The 21534-nt window shown below is 64.9% G+C and carries 15 protein-coding genes; 11 read left to right on the top strand and 4 right to left on the bottom strand.

Going from position 1 to position 21534, the window contains the following annotated elements; translation table 11 throughout:
* Positions 1-5 precede the first annotated feature (5 nt).
* Positions 6-785, top strand: coding sequence for a 3'(2'),5'-bisphosphate nucleotidase CysQ (gene cysQ / locus LB572_RS25670; protein ID WP_224669722.1), 780 nt, complete (start codon positions 6-8; stop codon positions 783-785).
* 206 nt (positions 786-991) lie between these two features.
* On the opposite strand, the gene LB572_RS25665 is transcribed toward cysQ, so the two are convergent.
* The 4 genes from LB572_RS25665 to LB572_RS25650 form a co-directional block, all read right to left on the bottom strand.
* Positions 992-2134: a DegT/DnrJ/EryC1/StrS family aminotransferase gene (locus tag LB572_RS25665; protein WP_224669702.1), complete on the bottom strand. Its 1143-nt coding sequence runs from the start codon at positions 2132-2134 to the stop codon at positions 992-994.
* 254 nt (positions 2135-2388) lie between these two features.
* The gene (locus tag LB572_RS25660; RefSeq protein ID WP_224669701.1) at positions 2389-3312 is read right to left on the bottom strand and encodes a carbohydrate kinase family protein; all 924 of its coding nucleotides are present in this window, start codon (positions 3310-3312) and stop codon (positions 2389-2391) included.
* Positions 3309-3755: an RbsD/FucU family protein gene (locus tag LB572_RS25655; RefSeq protein ID WP_224669700.1), complete on the bottom strand. Its 447-nt coding sequence runs from the start codon at positions 3753-3755 to the stop codon at positions 3309-3311. Before LB572_RS25655 ends, LB572_RS25660 begins: the two co-directional genes overlap by 4 nt.
* 1 nt (position 3756) lies before the next feature.
* Positions 3757-4980: an ROK family transcriptional regulator gene (locus LB572_RS25650; protein WP_224669699.1), complete on the bottom strand. Its 1224-nt coding sequence runs from the start codon at positions 4978-4980 to the stop codon at positions 3757-3759.
* A gap of 211 nt (positions 4981-5191) precedes the next feature.
* Between LB572_RS25650 and LB572_RS25645 the strand changes: the two genes are divergently transcribed.
* From LB572_RS25645 to LB572_RS25600, 10 genes are all read left to right on the top strand, one after another.
* Positions 5192-6220 carry a sugar ABC transporter substrate-binding protein gene (locus tag LB572_RS25645; protein ID WP_140803410.1) on the top strand — a complete coding sequence of 343 codons (1029 nt, stop codon included), beginning with the start codon at positions 5192-5194 and terminating at the stop codon, positions 6218-6220.
* Between the two features lie 192 nt (positions 6221-6412).
* The gene (locus tag LB572_RS25640) at positions 6413-7489 is read left to right on the top strand and encodes an ABC transporter permease (protein ID WP_140803411.1); all 1077 of its coding nucleotides are present in this window, start codon (positions 6413-6415) and stop codon (positions 7487-7489) included.
* Positions 7486-8265, top strand: a complete 780-nt coding sequence (locus LB572_RS25635; RefSeq protein ID WP_140803412.1) for an ATP-binding cassette domain-containing protein — start codon at positions 7486-7488, stop codon at positions 8263-8265. The genes LB572_RS25640 and LB572_RS25635 overlap by 4 nt, the downstream gene beginning before the upstream one ends.
* A gap of 132 nt (positions 8266-8397) precedes the next feature.
* Complete coding sequence (locus LB572_RS25630; RefSeq protein ID WP_224669698.1) at positions 8398-10860, top strand: glycogen/starch/alpha-glucan phosphorylase; 2463 nt, start codon at positions 8398-8400, stop codon at positions 10858-10860.
* Between the two features lie 104 nt (positions 10861-10964).
* Positions 10965-13178, top strand: coding sequence for a 1,4-alpha-glucan branching protein GlgB (gene glgB, locus LB572_RS25625; RefSeq protein WP_224669697.1), 2214 nt, complete (start codon positions 10965-10967; stop codon positions 13176-13178).
* A 63-nt stretch (positions 13179-13241) separates the two neighbouring features.
* Positions 13242-14510, top strand: a complete 1269-nt coding sequence (glgC, locus tag LB572_RS25620; RefSeq protein WP_140803415.1) for a glucose-1-phosphate adenylyltransferase — start codon at positions 13242-13244, stop codon at positions 14508-14510.
* A gap of 86 nt (positions 14511-14596) precedes the next feature.
* Positions 14597-16042 carry a glycogen synthase GlgA gene (gene glgA / locus LB572_RS25615; protein ID WP_224669696.1) on the top strand — a complete coding sequence of 482 codons (1446 nt, stop codon included), beginning with the start codon at positions 14597-14599 and terminating at the stop codon, positions 16040-16042.
* A 3-nt stretch (positions 16043-16045) separates the two neighbouring features.
* Entirely contained in the window at positions 16046-17674 is a 1629-nt protein-coding gene (locus LB572_RS25610; protein ID WP_224669695.1) for an alpha-D-glucose phosphate-specific phosphoglucomutase, read from the top strand.
* Positions 17675-17870: 196 nt separating this feature from the next.
* Positions 17871-19871, top strand: coding sequence for a glycogen debranching protein GlgX (gene glgX, locus LB572_RS25605; RefSeq protein WP_224669694.1), 2001 nt, complete (start codon positions 17871-17873; stop codon positions 19869-19871).
* Entirely contained in the window at positions 19871-21526 is a 1656-nt protein-coding gene (locus LB572_RS25600) for an alpha-glucosidase family protein (RefSeq protein WP_224669693.1), read from the top strand. Before glgX ends, LB572_RS25600 begins: the two co-directional genes overlap by 1 nt.
* The last annotated feature ends 8 nt before the right edge of the window (positions 21527-21534 follow it).

The raw sequence follows: 21534 nt of genomic DNA, 5'->3' as shown, positions 1-21534 counted from the left end.
AGGCGATGCTGGGCGTGTTCGAGCGCCTGGCGCTCGATGCCGGGCGCGAGGTGATGCGCGTCTTCCATGAGGGCTGCGCCGTCGACAGCAAGGCCGACTCCTCGCCGGTGACCGAAGCCGACCGCGAAAGCGAGAAGATCATCCTCGCCGGCCTGCGCGCCGCCTATCCGGACATTCCCTGCGTGGCCGAGGAAGAGGTGGCGGCGGGCATCGCGACGCCCGATCTCGAAGGCGCCTTCTTCCTGATCGATCCGCTCGACGGCACCAAGGAATTCGTCAACCGCCGCACCGATTTCACCGTCAACATCGCGCTGGTCCGCCGCGGCGTGCCGGAAGTCGGCGTCGTTTTCGCGCCGTGCACGGGACGCTTTTTCTCCGGCCGGCCCGGCAAGGCCGAAGCGCTGAAGGTCGACGCCGACTATCAGGTTACCGGCCGCCGGCCGATCACGGTGCGGGCAGGGGGCACGCCGCTCGCCGTCGTCGCCAGCCGCTCGCACAACACGCCTGAAACCGACGCCTTCATCCGCGACCTCGGCGCCGCCGAGATCGTCTCGATCGGCTCGTCGCTGAAATTCTGCCTGCTCGCCGCAGCGGAAGCCGACATCTATCCGCGCTTCGGCCGCACCATGGAGTGGGACACGGCGGCAGGCGACGCGGTGCTGCGCGCCGCCGGCGGCATGACGCGCACCCTGGACGGCGCGCCGCTGGTCTACGGCAAGCGCAACCAGGCGAGCGACAGCGATTTCGCCAACCCGCATTTCATCGCGACGGGGAAGAGCGCGTAGTCGCACGTCGCCAATCTGTAGATCTTGGCGCGAAGCCCCCCTCTCTGCCCTGCCGGACATCTCTCCTCAAGGGGGGAGATTGGCAGTTTCAGCGCGTCGCTCACTCTTTCAACGTTGAAAGTTGGCGAAAGCCTGCGTGACATCCGATCTCCCCCCTTGAGGGGGAGATGCCCGGCAGGGCAGAGGGGGGGCTTCGCGCCGACCTTTCAGGCTGCGGCTACATGCGCCGAGTTCGAGCCGATGTAATTGCGGATCGTCTCGATGATGCGGTCCTGGTCGGCCTCACTCAAATACGCGTGCATCGGCAGGCAAAGAATCTGCTTCGGCAGCGCTTCCGAGACGGCGAGGCCGGTCGGCGTGCGCGGGCAGTCCTTGTAGGCCACCTGTTCGTGCAGCGGCTTCACGTAGTAAATCACCGACGGGATGCCCTTTTCGCCGAGATGCGCCTTGAGCCCGTCGCGCTTCGGCGTCTCGATCGCATATTGTGCCCAGGCCGAGCGGCCATGGCCAAGATTGCGCGACGCCTTGACGATGTCGCCGAGGCCCTTGGCGTAACGGTCGGCCACGACTTGCCGCGCCACCATCTCGTCCTCGAGGATCGCGAGCTTTTCGATCAGGATCGCCGCCTGCAGCGTGTCGAGGCGCGAATTGATGCCGATGCGGACATTGTCGTATTGCGTCTCGCCCTTGCCGTGGAAGGCGAAGGAACGGAGCTTGTCGGCCAGCGCGCCGTCATTGGTGAACATCGCGCCGCCGTCGCCGTAGCAGCCAAGCGGCTTGGCCGGGTAAAAACTGGTCGAGCCGACATGGCCGAAGGCGCCGCACATCTTGGCGTCGGCGGAACCGCCCATCGACTGGGCGGCGTCCTCGATCACCAGGAGGTTCTCGCGATTGGCGATCGTCATGATCGCGTCGTAGTCGGCGGAGAGCCCGAACAGGTCGACGGGAATGATCGCCTTCGGCTTCAGCCTTCCTTCCTTCTTGATCATCTCGATCGCCGCCTCGAGGCTGGCGATGTCGATGTTGTAGGTGTCGCGGTCGACGTCGACGAAGACCGGCTCGGCCTTGGCCAGCGCCACCACTTCGGCCGTCGCGGCAAAGGTGAAGCTCGGCACGAACACCGCGTCGCCCGGGCCGATGCCGGCGGCAAACAGCGGCAGGAGCAGCGCGTCGGTGCCGTTGGCGCAGGCCACCACATGCTTGACGCCGATATAGGCGGCCAGCTTGTTCTCGAATTCTGTGACCTGGGGTCCCAGGATATAGCGGCCTTCCTCGACAACCTTGTCGATGGCGCCCTTCAGCCGGTCGCGGATACGTTCGCGCTGCGCGCCAAGATCGATGAACTGCATGTCGGCCTCGAAACTGCCTGTAAAACCGGCCCGCTGGTAACAGACTTGAACCGGCTGAGAAAGCCGGTGGCGGCGGGCACGAATTGCCGATGTGTCTCAGCCTTTTACCGATTTTGCCGGCGCAATGCCTGAAAAAGCCGGAAATCCGAGCTTTGAGAAGCGTTTTCCGGCCTCTCTTATCGCGCCGTTCCGTCGTCGGGAAACATAAAGTGATCGGCCGGGGAGGGCGGTTTCACGCCCATCCCGCCGCCGGATCAGGCGATCTCGTGCCGCCAGGGCGGATTGGCGCCGGCCCGCGAAACCGTCACCGCCGCCGCCTTGGCGCCGAGCTCCAGCGCCTTGCGGATCGCGTCCTGCTGCAGGTCGCCGATCGCAGCCTTGGTGAGCAGGCCCTGCTCATGCAGCGAGGCCAGAATGCCGGCATTGAAGGTGTCGCCGGCGCCGACCGTGTCGATGACCTTCACCTTCCGCGGCATGACCGTGACCTTGTGCGCCTTGCTGTAGCCGACGGCGCCTTCGCTGCCATGCGTGACGACGATCAGCTTTGGCCCGCGATCCAGCCAGTTGCGCACCACGTTCTCGTGCGAGCCGGCCTCGTCGAACCATTTGAGGTCCTCGTCCGAGAGTTTGACGATGTCGGCCATCGCCATCATCTCGCGGATGCGCCGCAGATGCTTGGCCTTGTCCGGGATGAAGTTCGGCCGGATGTTGGGGTCGAGCATCATCACCCGGCTCCCGTGCTCGCGCCGCATGAACTCCTCGTAGGCCGATCCGGCAGGTTCGGAGATCAGGCTGATGGCGCCGAACAGCATCGCTTCGATCTCGGTCCCGAGCTTCGGCAGGTCCTCGATGGTCAGCATGCGCCCGGCGGTGTTCTCGTCATAGAAGGTGTAGGTCGCCTGGCCGTTGGTGAGCCGCACGAAGGCGAGCGTGGTCGGACGTGGCGAGGTGTGCGCATAGGTGGAACTCACCTTGCTCGCGCCGAGCGCCTCGCGGAACTGGCCGCCGAACAGGTCGGAGGAGAGGCCGGAAAAGAAGCCTGCCGGCGCGCCGAGCCGGCCGAGCGCGATCGCCGAGTTGAACACCGCGCCGCCGACGTAAGGCGCGAAGGCCGCTTCGCCTTCCGTCGTGGTGCGCGGCAGCATGTCGATCAGGGCTTCGCCACAGCAAAGGATCATGTCGTCTTGGTCTCCGGCGGATGGATCACGCCCTTGCGGATGATGATGTTGGCAAAGAGCCTGGGTTCGCTGGTCGCCACGATCGCGTGCGCGGCCTTGACGCGTGCATAAAAGTCGGGCCCGGCCAGCGCAACCACCTTGTGGCCCGGCGCGCGCCTGGCGCAGACCGCTTCCATCTCGCGGTGCACCGGGTCGGCGAGCGTCGGGTCGCCCTTCACCGAGGCCCGGAACAGCGCCTCCGGCACCGCTTCATCTACCGGCAGCACGCTGAGCACGGCGTCGAGGACGGCAATGACCTGGTGGCCGTCCGCGCGGATCAGCCGCCGCGCCTGTTCCTCGGCCGGATAATTGCCGTCGACGATGGCGATCTCGTCGCCATGGCCCATTGCCCTGAGCGTCGCCAGGAACTGTGGCCCGAGCAGCGACGGGATGCCGATCAGCATGTCAGGCGCCCCCGGACGTGTTCGGCCCGATCAGGAAGCGCTCGGACAGCGGCAGGCTGGCGCCGCCCATGGCGCGAGCGTGGATGCCGACCGTCCCCTCGCGCACGATGGGCAGCTTCAGTCCTTCGGCATCGATGCGGGCAATCGCTTCCGTCACGGCATCGACCAGCCGGCGCCGCACGTCGAGCGGCATCCAGCCATCGATGACCGCCGCTTCGAAATCGATGACCGACGAGGCCGCGACGATGGCATAGGCAAGCGCCCGCGAGGCGCTGGCGATCCATTCGTCAAGATCGGCGCCGATCTCGCCCCATTCCTGCGGCGAGGTCCAAAGATAGGAGCCGTCGATGCCCTTGGCCGAGAGCGCCCTTTCCAGCATCGCGATCGAGGCGACGTCGATGAGCTGCGTCGGCTTGCCGTCCGGCCCCGGCACCGGCATCGAGCCCAGCGCGCCGGCGTTGCCTTTCGGCCCGCTGTAGAGGCGGCCGTTGAGCACGATGCCGCCGCCGGCGAAGGCGCCGATGTAGAAATAGACGAAATCGCGCGCTCCGCCCGCCCGCCCGAAGACCAGCTCCGCGCCACAGGCCGACGTCGCGTCGTTCTGCAGGTAGACGGGAAACTCGCACTGACCCTGGATGTCGGTACGGATGTCGCGATGGCGCCATTCGTCCATGATCTCGCGCGGCGCGCCGGCGGTGTCGACCCAGTTCCATAGCTCGAACGGCATGGCGATGCCGAGCCCGGCGATGCGCTTGTCCTGAGCCGGCGTAAGCGCGCCACGCATCGTCTTGATGCCGGCGGTGACGAACTCGACGGTCTCGCGCGGTGCGGGATAGCGGTAGGAATGCTGCAGCATGGCGCGCACATTGCCGAGGAAGTCGATCAGAACGAGCTCGGCGCTGCGGCGGCCGATCTTGAGCCCGATGAAGAAGGCGCCTTCGGGGTTGAGCGCCATCGGGATCGAAGGTTGGCCGATCTTGCCGCGCAGCGGCGCCTGGCGCACGAGCAGCTTGTCTTCCTCGAGCTCGCGCATGATGACCGACACCGTTTGGGCCGACAGGCCCGTCATGCGCGCGATGTCGGATTTAGCCAGGCTGCCATGCTGGCGCACCAGGGACAGCACGAGCCGCTCATTGTGGTCGCGCATGCCGCTCTGGTTGGTGCCGCGATGCAGCCGGCTTTCCAAAGCCTCGGGCGAACCGTGCCTCGCAATGCCGGTCTCCACCCCTGTTCCTCCCGTCTGTTTCCCCTCGATGCTTTTCGTTCAGAATGAGTGAACAGCGCAAGAGTGTCAATAATAAATAAGAGTGATTTAATTATTGACAGCGGTTGCGGACTGGTGTCTTTTTGACATCGCGCCCACGCTGGGAGAACTTCGGTGGGCGCTCCGCAGGCGCCGGTTGGCCGGCGCCGGAGTGGTTCACTGGGAGGAAATCATGCGTAAATGGACTATCCTGAAGGCGGCCGTTGCCGGCCTCGCCTTTTATGGTGCGATGGCCACGGCCTCGTATGCCGCCGACATCGTCGGCCTGATCACCAAGACCGAGGGCAACCCGTTCTTCGTCAAGATGCGTGAAGGCGCGCAGGCCAAGGCCAAGGAGCTCGGCCTGACGCTGCAGACTTTCGCCGGCAAGTTCGACGGCGACAATGACAGCCAGGTCGCGGCCATCGAGAACCTGATCTCGGCCGGCGCCAAGGGCTTCGCCATTGTGCCGAGCGATTCGAGCGCCATCGTGCCGACCATCAAGAAGGCGCGCGACGCCGGCCTTCTGGTCATCGTGCTCGACACGCCGCTCGATCCGATCGATGCCGCCGACGCCACTTTCGCCACCGACAACTTCAAGGCCGGCGAGCTGATCGGCGAGTGGGCCAAGGGCACGCTGGGCGACAAGGCCTCGGCCGCCAAGATCGCCTTCCTCGATCTCGCCACCAACCAGCCGACCGTCGACTATCTGCGCGACCAGGGCTTCATGAAGGGCTTCGGCATCGACATCAAGGATCCGAAGAAATACGGCGACGAGGACGATGCCCGCATCTGCGGCCATGAGATGACCGGCGGCGCCGAGGATGGCGGCCGCACCGCCATGGAGACGCTGCTGCAGAAATGCCCGGACGTGAACGTGATGTACACGATCAACGAACCGGCGGCGGCCGGCGGGTACCAGGCGCTCAAGGCGGCCGGCAAGGATGACGGCTCGGTGCTGGTGGTTTCGATCGACGGCGGTTGCCCGGGCGTCAAGAACGTCGCGGCCGGCGTCATCGGCGCGACCTCGCAGCAATACCCGCTGAAGATGGCCGCCATGGCCATGGAAGCGATCGAGAAGTTCGCCAAGACCGGCGAGAAGCCGAAGCCGACCCCCGGCAAGGAGTTCTTCGACACCGGCGCCACGCTGATCACCGACAAGCCCGTCAACGGCGTCGAGTCGATCGACAGCAAGAAGGGCGCGGAACTTTGCTGGGGCTGATGCCTTCCTGGAGCATGATCCCGAAAAGCGGGAACCGGTTTTCGGGAAAGATCATGCTCCAACAAAGAGTTGGATCAGGATGGCATTCGACCGAATGTCGTACTGATTTACCCGCAAATACGGATTAAACTCACTGAAAGGGCGGCTCCGGCCGCCCTTTCCCGAAACACGGGATCCTGGGAGGGGATAAAGATGAGCGACGACGCAACCGGCTCGGTCTCGGCCGAGCGCGGCCTTAAGGGCCATGACCAGTCCGTGGCCAGCTTCGACGAAGACCGGGGCTCGGCCCTGAAGAGCGTCCAGCGCTTCCTGCATGAATATCCTACGGCCGTCCCGTTCATTGTCCTGGTCATCGGCGTTTTGATTTTTTCCGTCGCCGCCGGCGGTCGCTTCTTTGCGCCATTCAATCTTTCGCTGGTGCTGCAGCAGGTCACCATCATCGCCTTTCTGGGCATCGCCCAGACGCTGGTCATCCTGACCGCCGGCATCGATCTTTCGGTCGGCGCGATGATGGTGCTGTCGTCCATCGTCATGGGCAGGCTGACCGTCACCTACGGCGTGCCCGTCGAATTGAGCTTCGTGCTGGGCCTGCTGACCGGCCTTGTCTGCGGCCTGATCAACGGTGTTCTGGTGGCGGTGATCAAGCTGCCCCCCTTCATCGTCACGCTCGGCACCTGGAGCGTCTACGGCGCGATGGTCATCTACGTCTCGCATTCCGAGACCGTGCGCGCCCAGGATATCGAGGCGGCCGGACCGCTGCTGCAGTGGCTGGGACATACGATCAGATTGGGTGGCGGTGCCGTGCTGACTTACGGCGCGATCGCCATGATCCTGACGGCAATCATCATCTGGTACGTGCTGAACCGCACCGCATTCGGCCGCCACGTCTACGCTACCGGCGATGACGACGAGGCTGCGCGCCTTGCCGGTATCAACACGCGCGGTGTGTTCATCGCCGTCTACACGCTGGCCGGCTTCATCTGCGCCGTTGCCGCCTGGGCGCTGATCGGCCGTATCGGCGCGGCGAGCCCGCTCGGCAACCAGACCGCCAATCTCGATGCCATCACCGCCGTGGTGATCGGCGGCACCTCGCTGTTCGGCGGCCGCGGCTCGATCGTCGGCACGCTGTTCGGGGCGTTGATCGTCGGCGTCTTCCGCAATGGTCTGGCGCTCGCCGGCGTCGATTCGCTCTGGCAGGAGTTCACCGTTGGTATCCTCATCATCCTCGCCGTCACCATCGATCAGTGGATCAGGAAGATTTCGGCATGAGCACGCAGCCCATTCTTCAAGGAAAAGGCCTCAACAAGCGCTACGGCCGGGTCGTCGCGCTCGACAATGCCGATTTCGACCTGATGCCGGGCGAGATCCTTGCCGTCATCGGCGACAACGGCGCCGGCAAGTCGACGCTGGTCAAGGCGCTGTGCGGCGCGGTCATTCCGGACTCCGGCACGATCGAGCTCAACGGCCAGCCGGTGCATTTCCGCTCGCCGATCGAGGCGCGCATGGCCGGCATCGAGACCGTCTACCAGAACCTGGCGCTGTCGCCGGCGCTGTCGATCGCCGACAACATGTTCCTCGGCCGCGAGCTGCGCAAGCCAGGCTTTGCCGGACAGTGGCTGCGCCGGCTCGACCGCTCCGCCATGGCGCGTATCGCCCGCGAGAAATTGTCCGAGCTCGGGCTGATGACCATCCAGAACATCAACCAGTCGGTCGAAACGCTCTCGGGCGGCCAGCGCCAGGGTGTCGCCGTGGCTCGCGCGGCGGCCTTCGGCAGCCGCGTCGTCATCATGGACGAGCCGACTGCGGCGCTCGGCGTCAAGGAAAGCCGCCGCGTGCTGGAGCTGATGCTCGACGTCAAGAAGCGCGGCCTGCCGATCGTGCTCATCTCGCACAACATGCCGCATGTCTTCGAGGTGGCCGATCGCATCCACATCCATCGCCTGGGCCGTCGCCTCGCCGTCATCGATCCGAAACAATATACAATGTCCGACGCCGTCGCCTTCATGACCGGAGCCAAGGCTCCGCCAGAGGTGTTGGCAGCCTGATCGCGCCGCATTGTCGTGGGAATGGTGAGCGTGGCCTGCTTAAATCGATTGAACCTATGCTGCAACGCACTAAGATAGGCTGGGAGGAACGGTGAAAGCCGCTATGATCAGGCCAGTTGAACGAGAGGCGAAATGACATCCGCCATGACGATCGAAGTCCCCGTCCTCGACAATCCAGACCCCAAGACGCTCGCCGAAGAGGTCTTGCTGTCGCTCAAATACCGGGTCGGCAAGGATACCACCGTCGCCACGCCCTATGACTGGCTGACGGCCTCGATCAAGGTGGTGCGCGACCGCATCGTCGACCACTGGATCCAGGCGACCAAGGAAGCCTACGACCAGCAGGAAAAGCGCGTCTACTACCTTTCGCTGGAATTCCTGATCGGGCGCCTGATGCGCGACGCCTTCTCCAATCTCGGCCTGATGGAGAACATGCGCGAGGCGCTGTCCTCGCTCGGCGTCGACCTCGACCTGATCGCGGGCCTCGAACCGGACGCGGCGCTCGGCAATGGCGGCCTCGGCCGTCTCGCCGCCTGCTTCATGGAGAGCATGGCGACCGTCGACATCCCCGCCCATGGCTACGGCATCCGCTATGCCAACGGCATGTTCCGCCAGGAAATCCAGGGCGGCTGGCAGGTCGAGCTGCCGGAGACCTGGCTCGACCACGGCAACCCCTGGGAGTTCGAGCGGCGCGAGCGCTCCTTCGAGGTCGGCTTCGGCGGCTCGGTGGAATCGATCACCTCCAAGGACGGCCGGCTCGAACGCCACGTCTGGAAGCCGACCGAGCATGTCCTCGCCGTCGCCTACGACACGCCCGTCGCCGGCTGGCATGCCAGGCGCGTCAACACGCTGCGGCTCTGGTCCGGCATGCCGATCGACCCGATCCTGCTCGACAAGTTCAATGCCGGCGACCACATCGGCGCGCTGGCCGAAAGCAACAAGGCCGACGCGCTGTCGCGCGTGCTCTATCCGGCCGATTCCCACATGGCCGGGCAGGAGTTGAGGCTGCGGCAGGAGTATTTCTTCTCCACCGCCTCGCTGCAGGACATCGTCCAGCGTCATCTCAGCCAGTATGGCGACCTGAAATCGCTGCCCGACAAGGCGGCGATCCACTTGAACGACACCCATCCCGCGGTCGCCGTGCCGGAGCTGATGCGGCTGCTGATGGACGTCCACGGCATGGACTTCGACCAGGCCTGGGATATCACCAAGCGCACTTTCGGCTACACCAACCACACGCTGCTGCCAGAGGCGCTGGAAAGCTGGCCGGTGCCGCTCTTCGAGCGTCTGCTGCCGCGCCACATGCAGATCGTCTACGCCATCAACGCGCAGGTGCTGCTCGAGGCCCGCGCCACCAACCAGTTCTCCGGCGATCAGATCGCCCGGATCTCGCTGATCCAGGAAAATGGCGACCGCCGCGTGCGCATGGGCAATTTGGCATTCGTCGGCTCGCATTCGATCAACGGCGTCTCGGCGCTGCACACCGAGCTGATGAAGGAGACGGTGTTCGCCGATCTCCACAAGCTCTATCCCGATCGCATCAACAACAAGACCAACGGCATCACGCCCAGGCGCTGGCTGATCCAGTGCAATCCGGGTCTGACCTCGCTTGCCCGCGAGGCGATCGGCGACCGCTTCATGGACGACATCGAGGCGATCAAGGACCTCGATTCGCTCGCCGGCAACGCGGCTTTCCGCGAAAAATTCGCGGCGGTGAAGCGGCAGAACAAGGTGAGGCTCGCCAACCTGATCGCCGACCGGCTCGGCATTCGGCTCGACCCGTCGGCGCTGTTCGATATCCAGGTCAAGCGCATCCACGAATACAAGCGCCAGCTGCTCAACATCCTCGAGGCGATCGCGCTCTACGACCAGATCCGCTCGCATCCCGAGCGGGACTGGATGCCGCGGGTCAAGATATTCGGCGGCAAGGCAGCACCCAGCTACCACAACGCCAAGCTGATCATCAAACTGGCCAACGACGTCGCGAAAGTCATCAACGGCGATCCGTCGGTGCGCGGCCTGCTGAAAGTGGTGTTCGTGCCGAACTACAATGTCAGCCTGGCCGAAGTGCTGATGCCCGCCGCCGATCTTTCCGAGCAGATCTCGACCGCCGGCATGGAAGCATCCGGCACCGGCAACATGAAGTTCGGCATGAACGGCGCGCTCACCATCGGCACGCTCGACGGCGCCAATGTCGAGATGAAGGAACATGTCGGCGCCGACAACATCTTCATTTTCGGCCTCACCACCGCCGAGGTCGCCGACCGGCGCAACAATGGCTACAACCCGCGCGGCATCATTGAGGCGTCCTCTGAATTGTCGCAGGCTGTCGCGGCGATCTCGTCCGGCGTCTTCTCGCCCGATGACCCCAATCGCTACCGCGACCTCATGAACGGGCTCTACAGCAGCGACTGGTTCATGGTGGCCGCCGACTTCGATTCCTACGCCGCCTGCCAGCGCGAGGTGGACCGCGTCTGGCGCGACAGTCCCGACTGGAACGCGCGCGCCATCCACAACGTTGCCCGCATGGGCTGGTTCTCGTCCGATCGCACGATCCGCCAATATGCGAAAGAAATCTGGAACGTACCCGTCTGATATGATTGCATGAGGCTACAAACAATGTGGCCCAGGTGTATTCTGTCCAACTGTGCTGGGCGGGTGCACCCAAAACAAAGGTGCCCGGGGAGGGCGACCGCTTGATGAGGAAGCCGCGCGCGACCGCTGCGACAAGCGGGCCGGACGGACTGGCGCCAGCCGGTGATGTCGCGGCGATTGTCGCCGGAACGCATGGCAATCCTTTCGCGGTTCTGGGCGTGCAGGAAGCCGGCAAGGGTTTCGTCGCGCGCTGCTTCGTGCCCAACGCTGAATTCGTCTCCGCCTATACGCTGACCGGCAAGGACGTCGGCGAGCTCTCCCGCCGCGACGATGCCGGCTTCTTCGAGGGCAAGGTCTCGATCCGCAAGCGCCAGCCGCTGCGCTATCACGCCAGGAACGCCGGCGGCGACTGGTGGCTGACCGATCCTTATTCCTTCGGTCCGGTGCTCGGCCCGATGGACGATTACTATATGGCCGAGGGTTCGCACTTGAGGCTCTTCGACAAGCTCGGAGCCCACATCATCGAACATGAGGGCGCCACCGGCGTGCATTTCGCCGTCTGGGCGCCTAATGCCAGGCGCGTCTCCGTGGTCGGCGCCTTCAACGACTGGGACGGCCGCCGCCACACCATGCGCGACCGCAGGGACACCGGCATCTGGGAATTGTTCATTCCCGATCTCGGCGCGGGCCAGCCCTACAAGTTCGAGATCATCGCGCCCGACGGGGTGCGCCTGCCGCTCAAGGCCGATCCGTTCGCATTCGAGTCGGAACTGCGCCCGGCGACCGCCTCGGTGACGGCGCCGCCCATGGCGCATCAATGGGGCGACGAGGCGCATCGCAATTATTGGCAGAAAGCCGACCCCAGGCGCGAGGCGATCTCGATTTACGAGGTCCATGCCGGTTCCTGGCAGCGCCGCGACGACGGCACGTTCCTCTCCTGGGACGAGCTCGCCGCGCGGTTGATCCCCTACGTGGTGGACACCGGTTTCACCCATATCGAGTTCCTGCCGATCTCGGAGCACCCCTACGACCCATCCTGGGGCTACCAGACCACCGGCCTTTATGCGCCGACGGCCCGCTTCGGCGATCGCGACGGCTTCGCCCGCTTCGTCGACGGCGCGCATCGCGCCGGCGTCGGCGTCATCCTCGACTGGGTGCCGGCGCATTTTCCGGTCGACGAGCACGGACTGGTGAAATTCGATGGCACCGCGCTCTACGAGCATGCCGATCCGCGCCAGGGTTTCCATCCCGACTGGAACACCGCCATCTACAATTTCGGCCGCCGCGAGGTGGTGTCGTTCCTCGTCAACAACGCGCTGTTCTGGGCGGAAAAGTACCATGTCGACGGCCTGCGCGTCGACGCGGTCGCCTCGATGCTCTACCTCGATTATTCGCGCAAGGCGGGCGAGTGGATTCCGAACGAGAAGGGCGGGCGCGAGAACCTGCATGCCGTCAGCTTCCTGCAGAAGATGAACAAGGAGCTCTACGGCCACCACCCCGGCGTCGTGACGATCGCCGAGGAATCGACCTCATGGCCGAAAGTGTCGCGTCCCGTGCACGAAGGCGGGCTCGGCTTCGGCTTCAAGTGGAACATGGGCTTCATGCATGACACGCTGGAGTACCTCTCCAAGGAGCCGATCTTCCGCAAGCACCACCACAACGACATTACCTTCGGCCTGACCTACGCTTTCTCGGAAAATTTCGTGCTGCCGCTCTCGCATGACGAGGTCGTGCACGGCAAAGGCACGCTGCTCAACAAGATGGCGGGCGACGACTGGCAGAAGTTCGCCACGCTGCGCGCCTACTACGCCTTCATGTGGGGCTATCCCGGCAAGAAGCTGCTGTTCATGGGCCAGGAATTCGCCCAGCGCCGCGAGTGGAGCGAAGAGCGCGCGCTCGACTGGAACCTGCTCGAATTCGCGCCGCATCGCGGCGTCTGGCAGACGGTGCGCGACCTGAACTATCTCTACCGCTCGCGCCCGGCGCTGCATGCGCGCGACTGCGAGCCGGAGGGCTTCTCCTGGCTGATCGTAGACGACCGCGACAATTCGGTCTTCGCCTGGCTGCGCAGCGCGCCGGACGGCAACCCGATCGCCGTCGTCTCCAATTTCACGCCGGTGCCGCGCGAGAACTATCGCGTGCCGCTGCCGAAGGCGGGAAAGTGGCGCGAAATCATCAATACGGATGCCACCGACTATGGCGGCTCCGGCATGGGCAATGGCAGCATGGTCGAGGCGAGCGGCGAAGGGGGCGGCGTCTCGGCGACGATGCTTCTGCCGCCGCTGTCGACGATCATGCTGGAATTCGTCACGGATTGAAGCAGATGATGTCTCATCCTGCTCTTGCAACGGTCCGGGCAGCTTGTTTGGGAGGGTAACAAAATGGCAGAGATCAAAAGAACCCAGCCGCTGGCACGCGATGCCATGGCCTATGTGCTGGCCGGCGGCCGCGGCAGCCGCCTCAGGGAACTGACCGACCGGCGCGCCAAGCCGGCCGTCTATTTCGGCGGCAAGACGCGCATCATCGATTTCGCCCTCTCCAATGCGCTCAACTCCGGCATTCGCCGCCTCGGCGTCGCCACCCAGTACAAGGCGCATTCGCTGATCCGCCACCTGCAGCGCGGCTGGAACTTCCTGCGGCCGGAGCGAAACGAAAGCTTCGACATCCTGCCTGCCTCGCAGCGCGTCTCGGAAACGCAGTGGTATGAAGGCACGGCCGACGCCGTCTACCAGAACATCGACATCATCGAGGCCTACGGGCCCGAATACATGGTCATCCTCGCCGGCGACCACATCTACAAGATGGATTACGAACTGATGCTGCGCCAGCACGTCGACGCCGGCGCCGATGTCACCGTCGGTTGCCTGGAAGTGCCGCGCATGGAGGCGACCGGCTTCGGCGTCATGCATGTCGACAAGAAGGACAACATCATCGCCTTCGTCGAAAAGCCGGCCGATCCGCCGGGCATTCCGGACAAGCCGGAATTCGCCCTGGCCTCGATGGGCATCTATGTCTTCAGGACCAAGTTCCTGATGGAACAGCTGCGCCGCGACGCCGCCGAGCCCGGCTCCAGCCGCGACTTTGGCAAGGACATCATCCCCTATATCGTCCAGCACGGTAAGGCGATCGCCCACCGCTTCGCCAAATCCTGCGTGCGCTCCTCGCATGAGTCCGAGCCCTATTGGCGCGACGTCGGAACGGTGGACGCCTATTGGGAAGCCAATATCGACCTCACCGACGTCACGCCCGAGCTCGACCTCTACGACCGCGACTGGCCGATCTGGACCTATGCCGAATTGAAGCCGCCGGCAAAGTTCGTGCATGACGAGGACGGCCGCCGCGGCGAGGCGATCTCCTCGCTCGTGTCGGGCGACTGCATCGTCTCCGGAGCCTCGCTGCGCCGCAGCCTGATCTTCACCGGCGCCCGCATCAATTCCTATTCCAAGCTCGAGGAAGTGGTGATGCTGCCCGACGTCCAGGTCGGCCGCAACGCGCGCCTCAAGCGCGTCGTCATCGACCATGGCGTGCAGATTCCGGAAGGGTTGGTGGTGGGCGAGGACCCGGTGCTGGACGCCAAGCGTTTTCGGGTGTCGGAAAAGGGCATCTGCCTGATCACCCAGGACATGATCAATAAGTTGTCGACTCCGTAGGGCCGATCAATAAGTTGTCGACCCCCGTAGGTCGATCAATAAGTTGTCACTTGGACCTGTCACTTAAAGATCGGAATGTGAGGCCCATGCAGGTTCTGTCGGTCACGCCCGAGATCTTCCCGCTGATCAAGACCGGCGGCCTTGCCGACGTGACCGGCGCCCTGCCGATCGCGCTGGCGGGGAAGGGCGTGGCGATGCGCACACTGGTCCCCGGCTATCCTGTGGTGATGGCGGCTTTCACCAAGAAGAAACCCGTCTACCAGTACCCTCTGCTGCAGGGCGGCAAGGCTTCGATCCATGCCGTCAAGATCGGCGATCTCGATCTCTTCGTGCTTGATGCGCCGCATCTCTTCGATCGCCAGGGCGGCCCTTACGGCACCGCTTCCGGCGCCGACTGGCCGGATAACTGGCGTCGTTTCGCGGCGCTCAGCCAGGTCGGCGGTGACATAGCCGGCGGCGCCATTTCCGGCTACCGGCCTGACCTTGTGCATGCCCATGACTGGCAGTCGGCGATGACGCTTGCCTATATGCGCTACGGCAAGGCGGTCGGCGTGCCGTCACTGATCACCGTGCACAACCTGGCCTTCCAGGGCCAGTTCGGCGCCGGCATCTTCGGCGAGCTCGGCCTGCCGGCCGTGGCGATGCAGCTCGACGGCGTCGAATATTATGGCGGCGTCGGCTTTCTCAAGGCCGGCCTGCAAGCCGCCTGGGCGATCACGACGGTAAGCCCGACCTATGCGCAGGAAATCCGCGCGCCGGAATTCGGCATGGGCCTCGACGGGCTGATCAACATGCGCGCCACCGATCTCTACGGCATCGTCAACGGCATCGATGTCGACATCTGGAATCCCGAGACGGACAAGCATCTGGTCGCCAATTATTCGGCCGAGACGCTCGCAGCGCGCGCCAAGAACCGCAAGGCCGTTGAGGAGCGTTTCGGCCTGGAGGCGGACGGCAGCCCGATCGTCTGCGTCATCAGCCGGCTGACCTGGCAGAAGGGCATGGATATCCTCGCCGCGGTCGTCGACGGCATCGTCGCCGCCGGCGCCCGCCTCGCCATCCTCGGTTCGGGCGATGCCGGCCTCGAAGGCACGCTGCTCGCCGCGGCCGCCCGCCATCGCGGCCGCGTCGGCGTCGTCGTCGGTTACGACGAAGGGCTTTCGCACACCATGCAGGGCGGCTGCGACGCCATCGTCATTCCGTCGCGCTTCGAGCCCTGCGGCCTCACCCAGCTCTACGGCCTGCGCTATGGCTGCGTGCCGGTCGTCGCCAGGACAGGCGGTTTGGCCGACACCATCATCGACGCCAACGAGGCCGCCTTGTCGGCCGGCGTCGCCACCGGCTTCCAGTTCGCGCCCAACAATGGCGGCGCGATGCTGCATGCCATCCAGCGTCTGGTCGAGGTTCACGCCAGGCCGGCGGTCTGGGCCTCGATCCAGCGCCAGGGCATGAAGGCCGATGTCTCCTGGGACAAGAGCGCCGAAAAATACGTCGAACTCTATCGCTTGCTGCCTTCGAAAAGGGCTGCCTGAGGCATGATCAGAACCGTCCCCACCAAACCCTATACCGACCAGAAGCCAGGCACGTCGGGCCTGCGCAAGAAGGTGCCGGTGTTCCAGCAGGAGCACTATGCCGAGAACTTCATCCAGTCGATCTTCGATGCGCTGGACGGGTTTGAGGGCAAGACGCTGGTGATCGGCGGCGACGGCCGCTTCTACAACCGCGAGGTCATCCAGAAGGCCATCGCGATTGCCGCCGGCAACGGCTTCGGCAAGGTGATGGTCGGGCAGGGCGGGATTCTCTCGACGCCGGCCGCCTCCAACATCATCCGCAAATACAAGACCTTCGGCGGCATCATCCTGTCCGCCAGCCACAATCCCGGCGGCCCGCATGAGGATTTCGGCATCAAGTACAATGCCGGCAATGGCGGCCCGGCGCCGGAAAAGATCACCGACGCGATCTTCGCCAAGTCGAAGGAGATCAAGAGCTTCAAGATCGCCGATATCGGCGCCATCGACATCGATAAAATCGGCACTGTCAAGGCCGGCGACATGACGGTCGAGATCTTCGACCCGGTCAAGGACTACGCCGAATTGATGGAAAGCCTGTTCGACTTCGATGCGCTGAGGAAGCTCTTCAAGTCGGGCTTCCGCATGCGCTTCGACGCCATGCATGCGGTGACAGGCCCGTACGCCAAGGAGATTATCGAGCATCGCCTCGGCGCGCCGGACGGCACGTGCCGCAACTTCAAGCCGCTGCCGGATTTCGGCGGCCATCACCCGGATCCGAACCTGGTGCACGCAAAACATCTCTATGACGAGATGATGGGACCCAACGCGCCGGACTTCGGCGCGGCCTCCGACGGTGACGGCGATCGCAATCTGATCATCGGCAGGGGCATCTTCGTCACGCCGTCGGACTCGGTCGCGATGCTTGCCGCCAATGCCAGGCTGGCGCCGGGCTACAAGGACGGCCTGAAGGGTATCGCCCGCTCCATGCCGACCAGCGGCGCGGCCGATCGCGTCGCCGAAAAGCTCGGCATCGGCATCTATGAGACGCCGACCGGCTGGAAGTTCTTCGGCAATCTGCTCGACGCCGGCATGGCCACCATTTGCGGCGAGGAAAGCGCCGGCACCGGCTCAAACCATGTGCGCGAGAAGGACGGCCTGTGGGCCGTGCTTTTGTGGCTCAACATCCTCGCCGCGCGCGGCGAGAGCTGCAAGCAGATCGTCACCGAGCATTGGGCAACCTACGGCCGCAACTACTATTCGCGTCATGACTATGAGGAGGTCGAGAGCGATCGCGCCAACGCGCTGGTCGACGAATTGCGCGCCAAGCTCGGCTCGCTGCCCGGCACCAGCGTACGCGGCTTGAAGATCGCCAAGGCCGACGATTTTGCCTATCACGATCCAGTCGACGGCTCGGTAAGCGAGCATCAGGGCATCAGGATCCTGTTCGAGGGCGGCTCGCGCGTCGTGCTCCGCCTCTCCGGCACTGGCACCTCAGGGGCGACGCTGCGCGTCTATATCGAGCGTTACGAGCCGGATAAGGCGCGCCACGACCTCGATACCCAGGAAGCGCTCGCCGATCTCATCGCCGCCGCCGACGACATCGCCGGCATCAAGAGCCACACCGGCCGCAACAAGCCGAGCGTGATTACTTGAGGGTGGCGCGGCGCGACTCCCCCTTCTCCCCTTGTGGGACAAGGTGTCGCCGAAGGCGACGGATGAGGGGTGCTCCAGCTTGGCGCAAACCGGCGCCCAGGACATCGACGCCTCATTCCTTCCAACACCCCTCATCCGTCTCGGCGCTGCGCGCCGATCCACCTTCTCCCACAAGGGGAGAAGGGAAGGCGCTTGCATGACCCAGCTCGGTGCCGCCATCACTCCCGAAGGCATCCGCTTCGCCGTCTGGTCCTCACCGGCTCGGCGTCTCTGGGTCTCGCTTTTCGACGGCAGCGGCAACCGTGAAACCGACCGCCTGGATCTGAAGCCGGAAGGCGAGGGCGTGCATGGGCTCCTTGTCCCCGGCCTTGGCGACGGGACCCGTTACGGCTTCCGCGCCGACGGCGACTATGCGCCGGAACGCGGTCTGTGGTTCGACCCGAACAAGTTGCTCACCGACCCCTATGCCATCGAGGTCGATCGTCCGTACCAGTATCACTGGCGGCTCGCCTCCAAACGCAATGAAAGCGCCGACACCGCCGCGCTGATGCCGAAGGCGGTAGCGCGGTCCCTGCCCAAACCGGTGCCGGCCAATCCGCCGCTGTTCCAGCCCGGCGGGCTGATCTACGAGCTCAATGTCCGTTCCTTCACCAGGCTGCATCCGGACGTGCCGGAGGCTGAGCGCGGCACGATCGCGGCGCTCGCCCATCCGGCCGTCGTCGAGCACCTGGAGCGTCTCGGCGTCTCCGCTGTCGAGCTGATGCCGATCACCGCGTCGATCGACGAGCGGCACCTGCCGCCATTGCGTTTGAGCAACGCCTGGGGCTACAACCCAGTCACCTTCATGGCGCTCGATCCGCGCCTGGCGCCCGGCGGCCTCAAGGAACTGCGCGAGACGGTCGCCGCGCTGCGCAAGGCGGGCATCGGCACGATCCTCGACCTGGTTTTCAACCATACCGGGGAGAGCGACCGGCTCGGGCCGACGCTGTCGCTGCGCGGGCTCGATGCGATGGCCTACTACCGGCATCAGCCGGACGGCAGGCTGGTCAACGACACCGGCACCGGCAACACCGTCGCCTGCGACCACCCGGTGATGCGCGAGATGGTGCTCGACACGCTCCGCCACTTCGTCCGCCTCGCCGGCGTCGACGGCTTCCGCTTCGATCTGGCGCCGGTGCTCGGCCGCGTCGAGGGCGCCTTCGATCCGGAGGCGCCGCTGCTCCAGGCCATCGCCGGCGACCCTGTGCTCGCCGACCGCGTGCTGATCGCCGAGCCCTGGGATATCGGTCCGAACGGCTATCAGTTCGGCAATTTCCGGCCGCCCTATCTGGAATGGAACGACCGCTACCGCGACGATGTCAGGCGCTTCTGGCGCGGCGATACCGGCGCGATCGGCTCGCTCGCAACCCGGCTCGCCGGTTCCTCCGATGTCTTCGGCAGGGACGGCCAACCGACGAGCCGTACCGTCAACTTTATCGCCGCGCATGACGGCATGACGCTAGCCGACATCGTTGCCTATGAGCGCAAGCACAACGAAGCCAATGGCGAGCAGAACCGCGACGGCCATAACGACAATCTGTCCTGGAACAACGGCACCGAAGGCGAGACGGACGACACCGAAATCGCCAGGGCCCGCTTCAACGACCAGAGCGCGCTGCTCGCCACGCTCTTTGCCTCGCGCGGCACCATCATGCTGACCGCCGGCGACGAGTTCGGCCGCACGCAGAATGGCAACAACAATGCCTATGCGCAGGACAACGCCATCACCTGGCTCGACTGGGCCGGCCGCGATGAGGCGCTCGAGCAGTACGCTGCCTCGCTCGCCTCGCTGCGCCGGGCCTTTCCTGCGCTGGCGGACGCACGCTTCCTGACTGGCGAGCCCGCCGACGGATCGGCAATTCCCGACGTGGCCTGGCTGACCGAGACCGGCGAGCCGCTCGGCGATACGGACTGGAACGATCCTGGCCGGCACCGCCTCGTCATGATCCTGGGTGATACAAAAGGCAACCGCCTGGCCGTCATGGTCAACGGCGACCGCCGCCAATGTGTCTTCTCCTTGCCGGCACGGGACGGATTTGAATGGCGCCCGGCAATCGAGACGCAAGCAGTGGACCTCTCGCGGCCGCTGCCCAGCCGCAGCGTCAATTTCATGATCGAGCGGCGAGCCGCTAAATCGGGCGGCAGGAAAGGCTCGTGATGACTGGCCAGAACCCGTATCAGGGAACCGAATGGTGGCGCGGCTGCGTCATCTACCAGGTCTATCCGCGTTCCTTCCAGGATACGACCGGCGACGGCAGCGGCGACTTGAAGGGCATCACAGCGCGGCTCGCCCATATCGCGTCGCTGGGCGTCGACGCGGTCTGGCTGTCGCCCTTCTTCAGGTCGCCGATGGCCGACATGGGCTACGATGTGTCCGACTATCGCGACGTCGATCCGATGTTCGGGACGCTGGAGGATTTCGACGCACTGGTCGCCGAGGCGCATCGGTTCGGCTTGAAGCTCATCATCGACCAGGTGATCTCGCATTCTTCCGACAAGCATGAATGGTTCGTCGAAAGCCACGCCAGCCGCGACAATGCCAAGGCCGATTGGTATGTCTGGGCGGACGCCAGGCCGGACGGCAATGCCCCCAACAACTGGCTGTCCGTCTTTGGCGGCCCGTCCTGGGAATGGGACGCCACCCGCCGGCAATACTACATGCACAATTTTCTGGCCGCTCAGCCGGATTTGAACTTCCACAATCCGCAGGTCCAGGACGCGCTGCTCGACACCGTGCGCTTCTGGCTGGAGCGCGGCGTCGACGGCTTCCGGCTGGATACCGTCAACTACTATGTCCATGACCGCTGGCTGCGCGACAACCCGCCCTTGGCGTCGAGCGTCGCCGGCACCAACGGTTCGACCAGCACCTACGGCTTCCAGGAGCATCTTTTCGACAAGACGCGGCCCGAGAATCTCGACTTCCTGAAACGCTTCCGCGCGCTGCTTAATGAATATCCGGGCCGCGCCGCGGTCGGTGAGGTCGGCGACGAGGAGCGTTCGCTGCAGACGCTCGCCGCCTATGTGTCAGGCGGCGACAAATTGCAGATGTGCTACACGTTCGATCTGCTCAGCCCGCAATTTTCCGCCGCCCATGTGCGCGGCTGCGTCGAGGCTTTCGAGAACGCCGTCGCCGACGGCTGGGTCTGCTGGGCCTTCTCCAACCACGACGTGGTGCGCCACGTTAGCCGCTGGACGCGCCCCGGGGGAAATCCGGACGCGGTGGCGAAGTTCTCGATCGTGCTGCTTGCCTGCCTGCGCGGCTCGATCTGCCTGTACCAGGGTGAGGAACTGGGCCTCGAGGAGGCTGAACTCGCCTATGAGGATCTGCGCGATCCCGTCGGCGTCCGCTTCTGGCCGGGCGTGAAGGGCAGGGACGGCTGCCGCACCCCGATGGTCTGGCAGGCGGGTGCGGAAAATGCCGGCTTCTCGACGGCCAAGCCCTGGCTGCCGGTGCCGCAGGCGCATCGTGCGCGCGCGGTCGATGTTCAGGATGTCCAGGACGGTTCCGTCCTGTCCGCCTATCGCTCGATCCTGGCGCTGCGGAAGCGTCATCCGGCGCTGGTCGGCGGCTCGATCCGGTTTCTCGATGCGGAAGGTGACCTGCTGGCCTTCATCCGCGAGCGCGACGACGACAAACTGCTTTGCGTCTTCAATTTCGCCGGCGACCCGGCAGGCTGGGCGCTGCCGCCGGAGCTTGGCGATCTCGAGGTGACGGCCCTTGCCGTGGAGGTCGCCGGGGTTCTGGGTGGAGTCACCGAGGAAAGCGGATTGGCGTTGCCGCCTTTGGGCTGCTTCGTCGCGAGGCTTGGCTGATCGCTTCG

This window comes from Mesorhizobium sp. BH1-1-5 (genome assembly GCF_020165615.1).
Lineage (GTDB): Bacteria > Pseudomonadota > Alphaproteobacteria > Rhizobiales > Rhizobiaceae > Mesorhizobium.
Note: the sequence above shows the minus strand (reverse complement) of the source record. Positions and strands in the feature narration are given on the sequence as shown.

Coding starts and splice junctions, on each gene's coding strand:
- cysQ (WP_224669722.1), top strand. CDS start 6: ATGCTGGGCGTGTTCGAGCGCCTGGCGCTCGATGCCGGGCGCGAGGTG.
- LB572_RS25665 (WP_224669702.1), bottom strand. CDS start 2,134: ATGCAGTTCATCGATCTTGGCGCGCAGCGCGAACGTATCCGCGACCGG.
- LB572_RS25660 (WP_224669701.1), bottom strand. CDS start 3,312: ATGATCCTTTGCTGTGGCGAAGCCCTGATCGACATGCTGCCGCGCACC.
- LB572_RS25655 (WP_224669700.1), bottom strand. CDS start 3,755: ATGCTGATCGGCATCCCGTCGCTGCTCGGGCCACAGTTCCTGGCGACG.
- LB572_RS25645 (WP_140803410.1), top strand. CDS start 5,192: ATGCGTAAATGGACTATCCTGAAGGCGGCCGTTGCCGGCCTCGCCTTT.
- LB572_RS25640 (WP_140803411.1), top strand. CDS start 6,413: ATGAGCGACGACGCAACCGGCTCGGTCTCGGCCGAGCGCGGCCTTAAG.
- LB572_RS25635 (WP_140803412.1), top strand. CDS start 7,486: ATGAGCACGCAGCCCATTCTTCAAGGAAAAGGCCTCAACAAGCGCTAC.
- LB572_RS25630 (WP_224669698.1), top strand. CDS start 8,398: ATGACATCCGCCATGACGATCGAAGTCCCCGTCCTCGACAATCCAGAC.
- glgB (WP_224669697.1), top strand. CDS start 10,965: ATGAGGAAGCCGCGCGCGACCGCTGCGACAAGCGGGCCGGACGGACTG.
- glgC (WP_140803415.1), top strand. CDS start 13,242: ATGGCAGAGATCAAAAGAACCCAGCCGCTGGCACGCGATGCCATGGCC.
- glgA (WP_224669696.1), top strand. CDS start 14,597: ATGCAGGTTCTGTCGGTCACGCCCGAGATCTTCCCGCTGATCAAGACC.
- LB572_RS25610 (WP_224669695.1), top strand. CDS start 16,046: ATGATCAGAACCGTCCCCACCAAACCCTATACCGACCAGAAGCCAGGC.
- glgX (WP_224669694.1), top strand. CDS start 17,871: ATGACCCAGCTCGGTGCCGCCATCACTCCCGAAGGCATCCGCTTCGCC.
- LB572_RS25600 (WP_224669693.1), top strand. CDS start 19,871: ATGACTGGCCAGAACCCGTATCAGGGAACCGAATGGTGGCGCGGCTGC.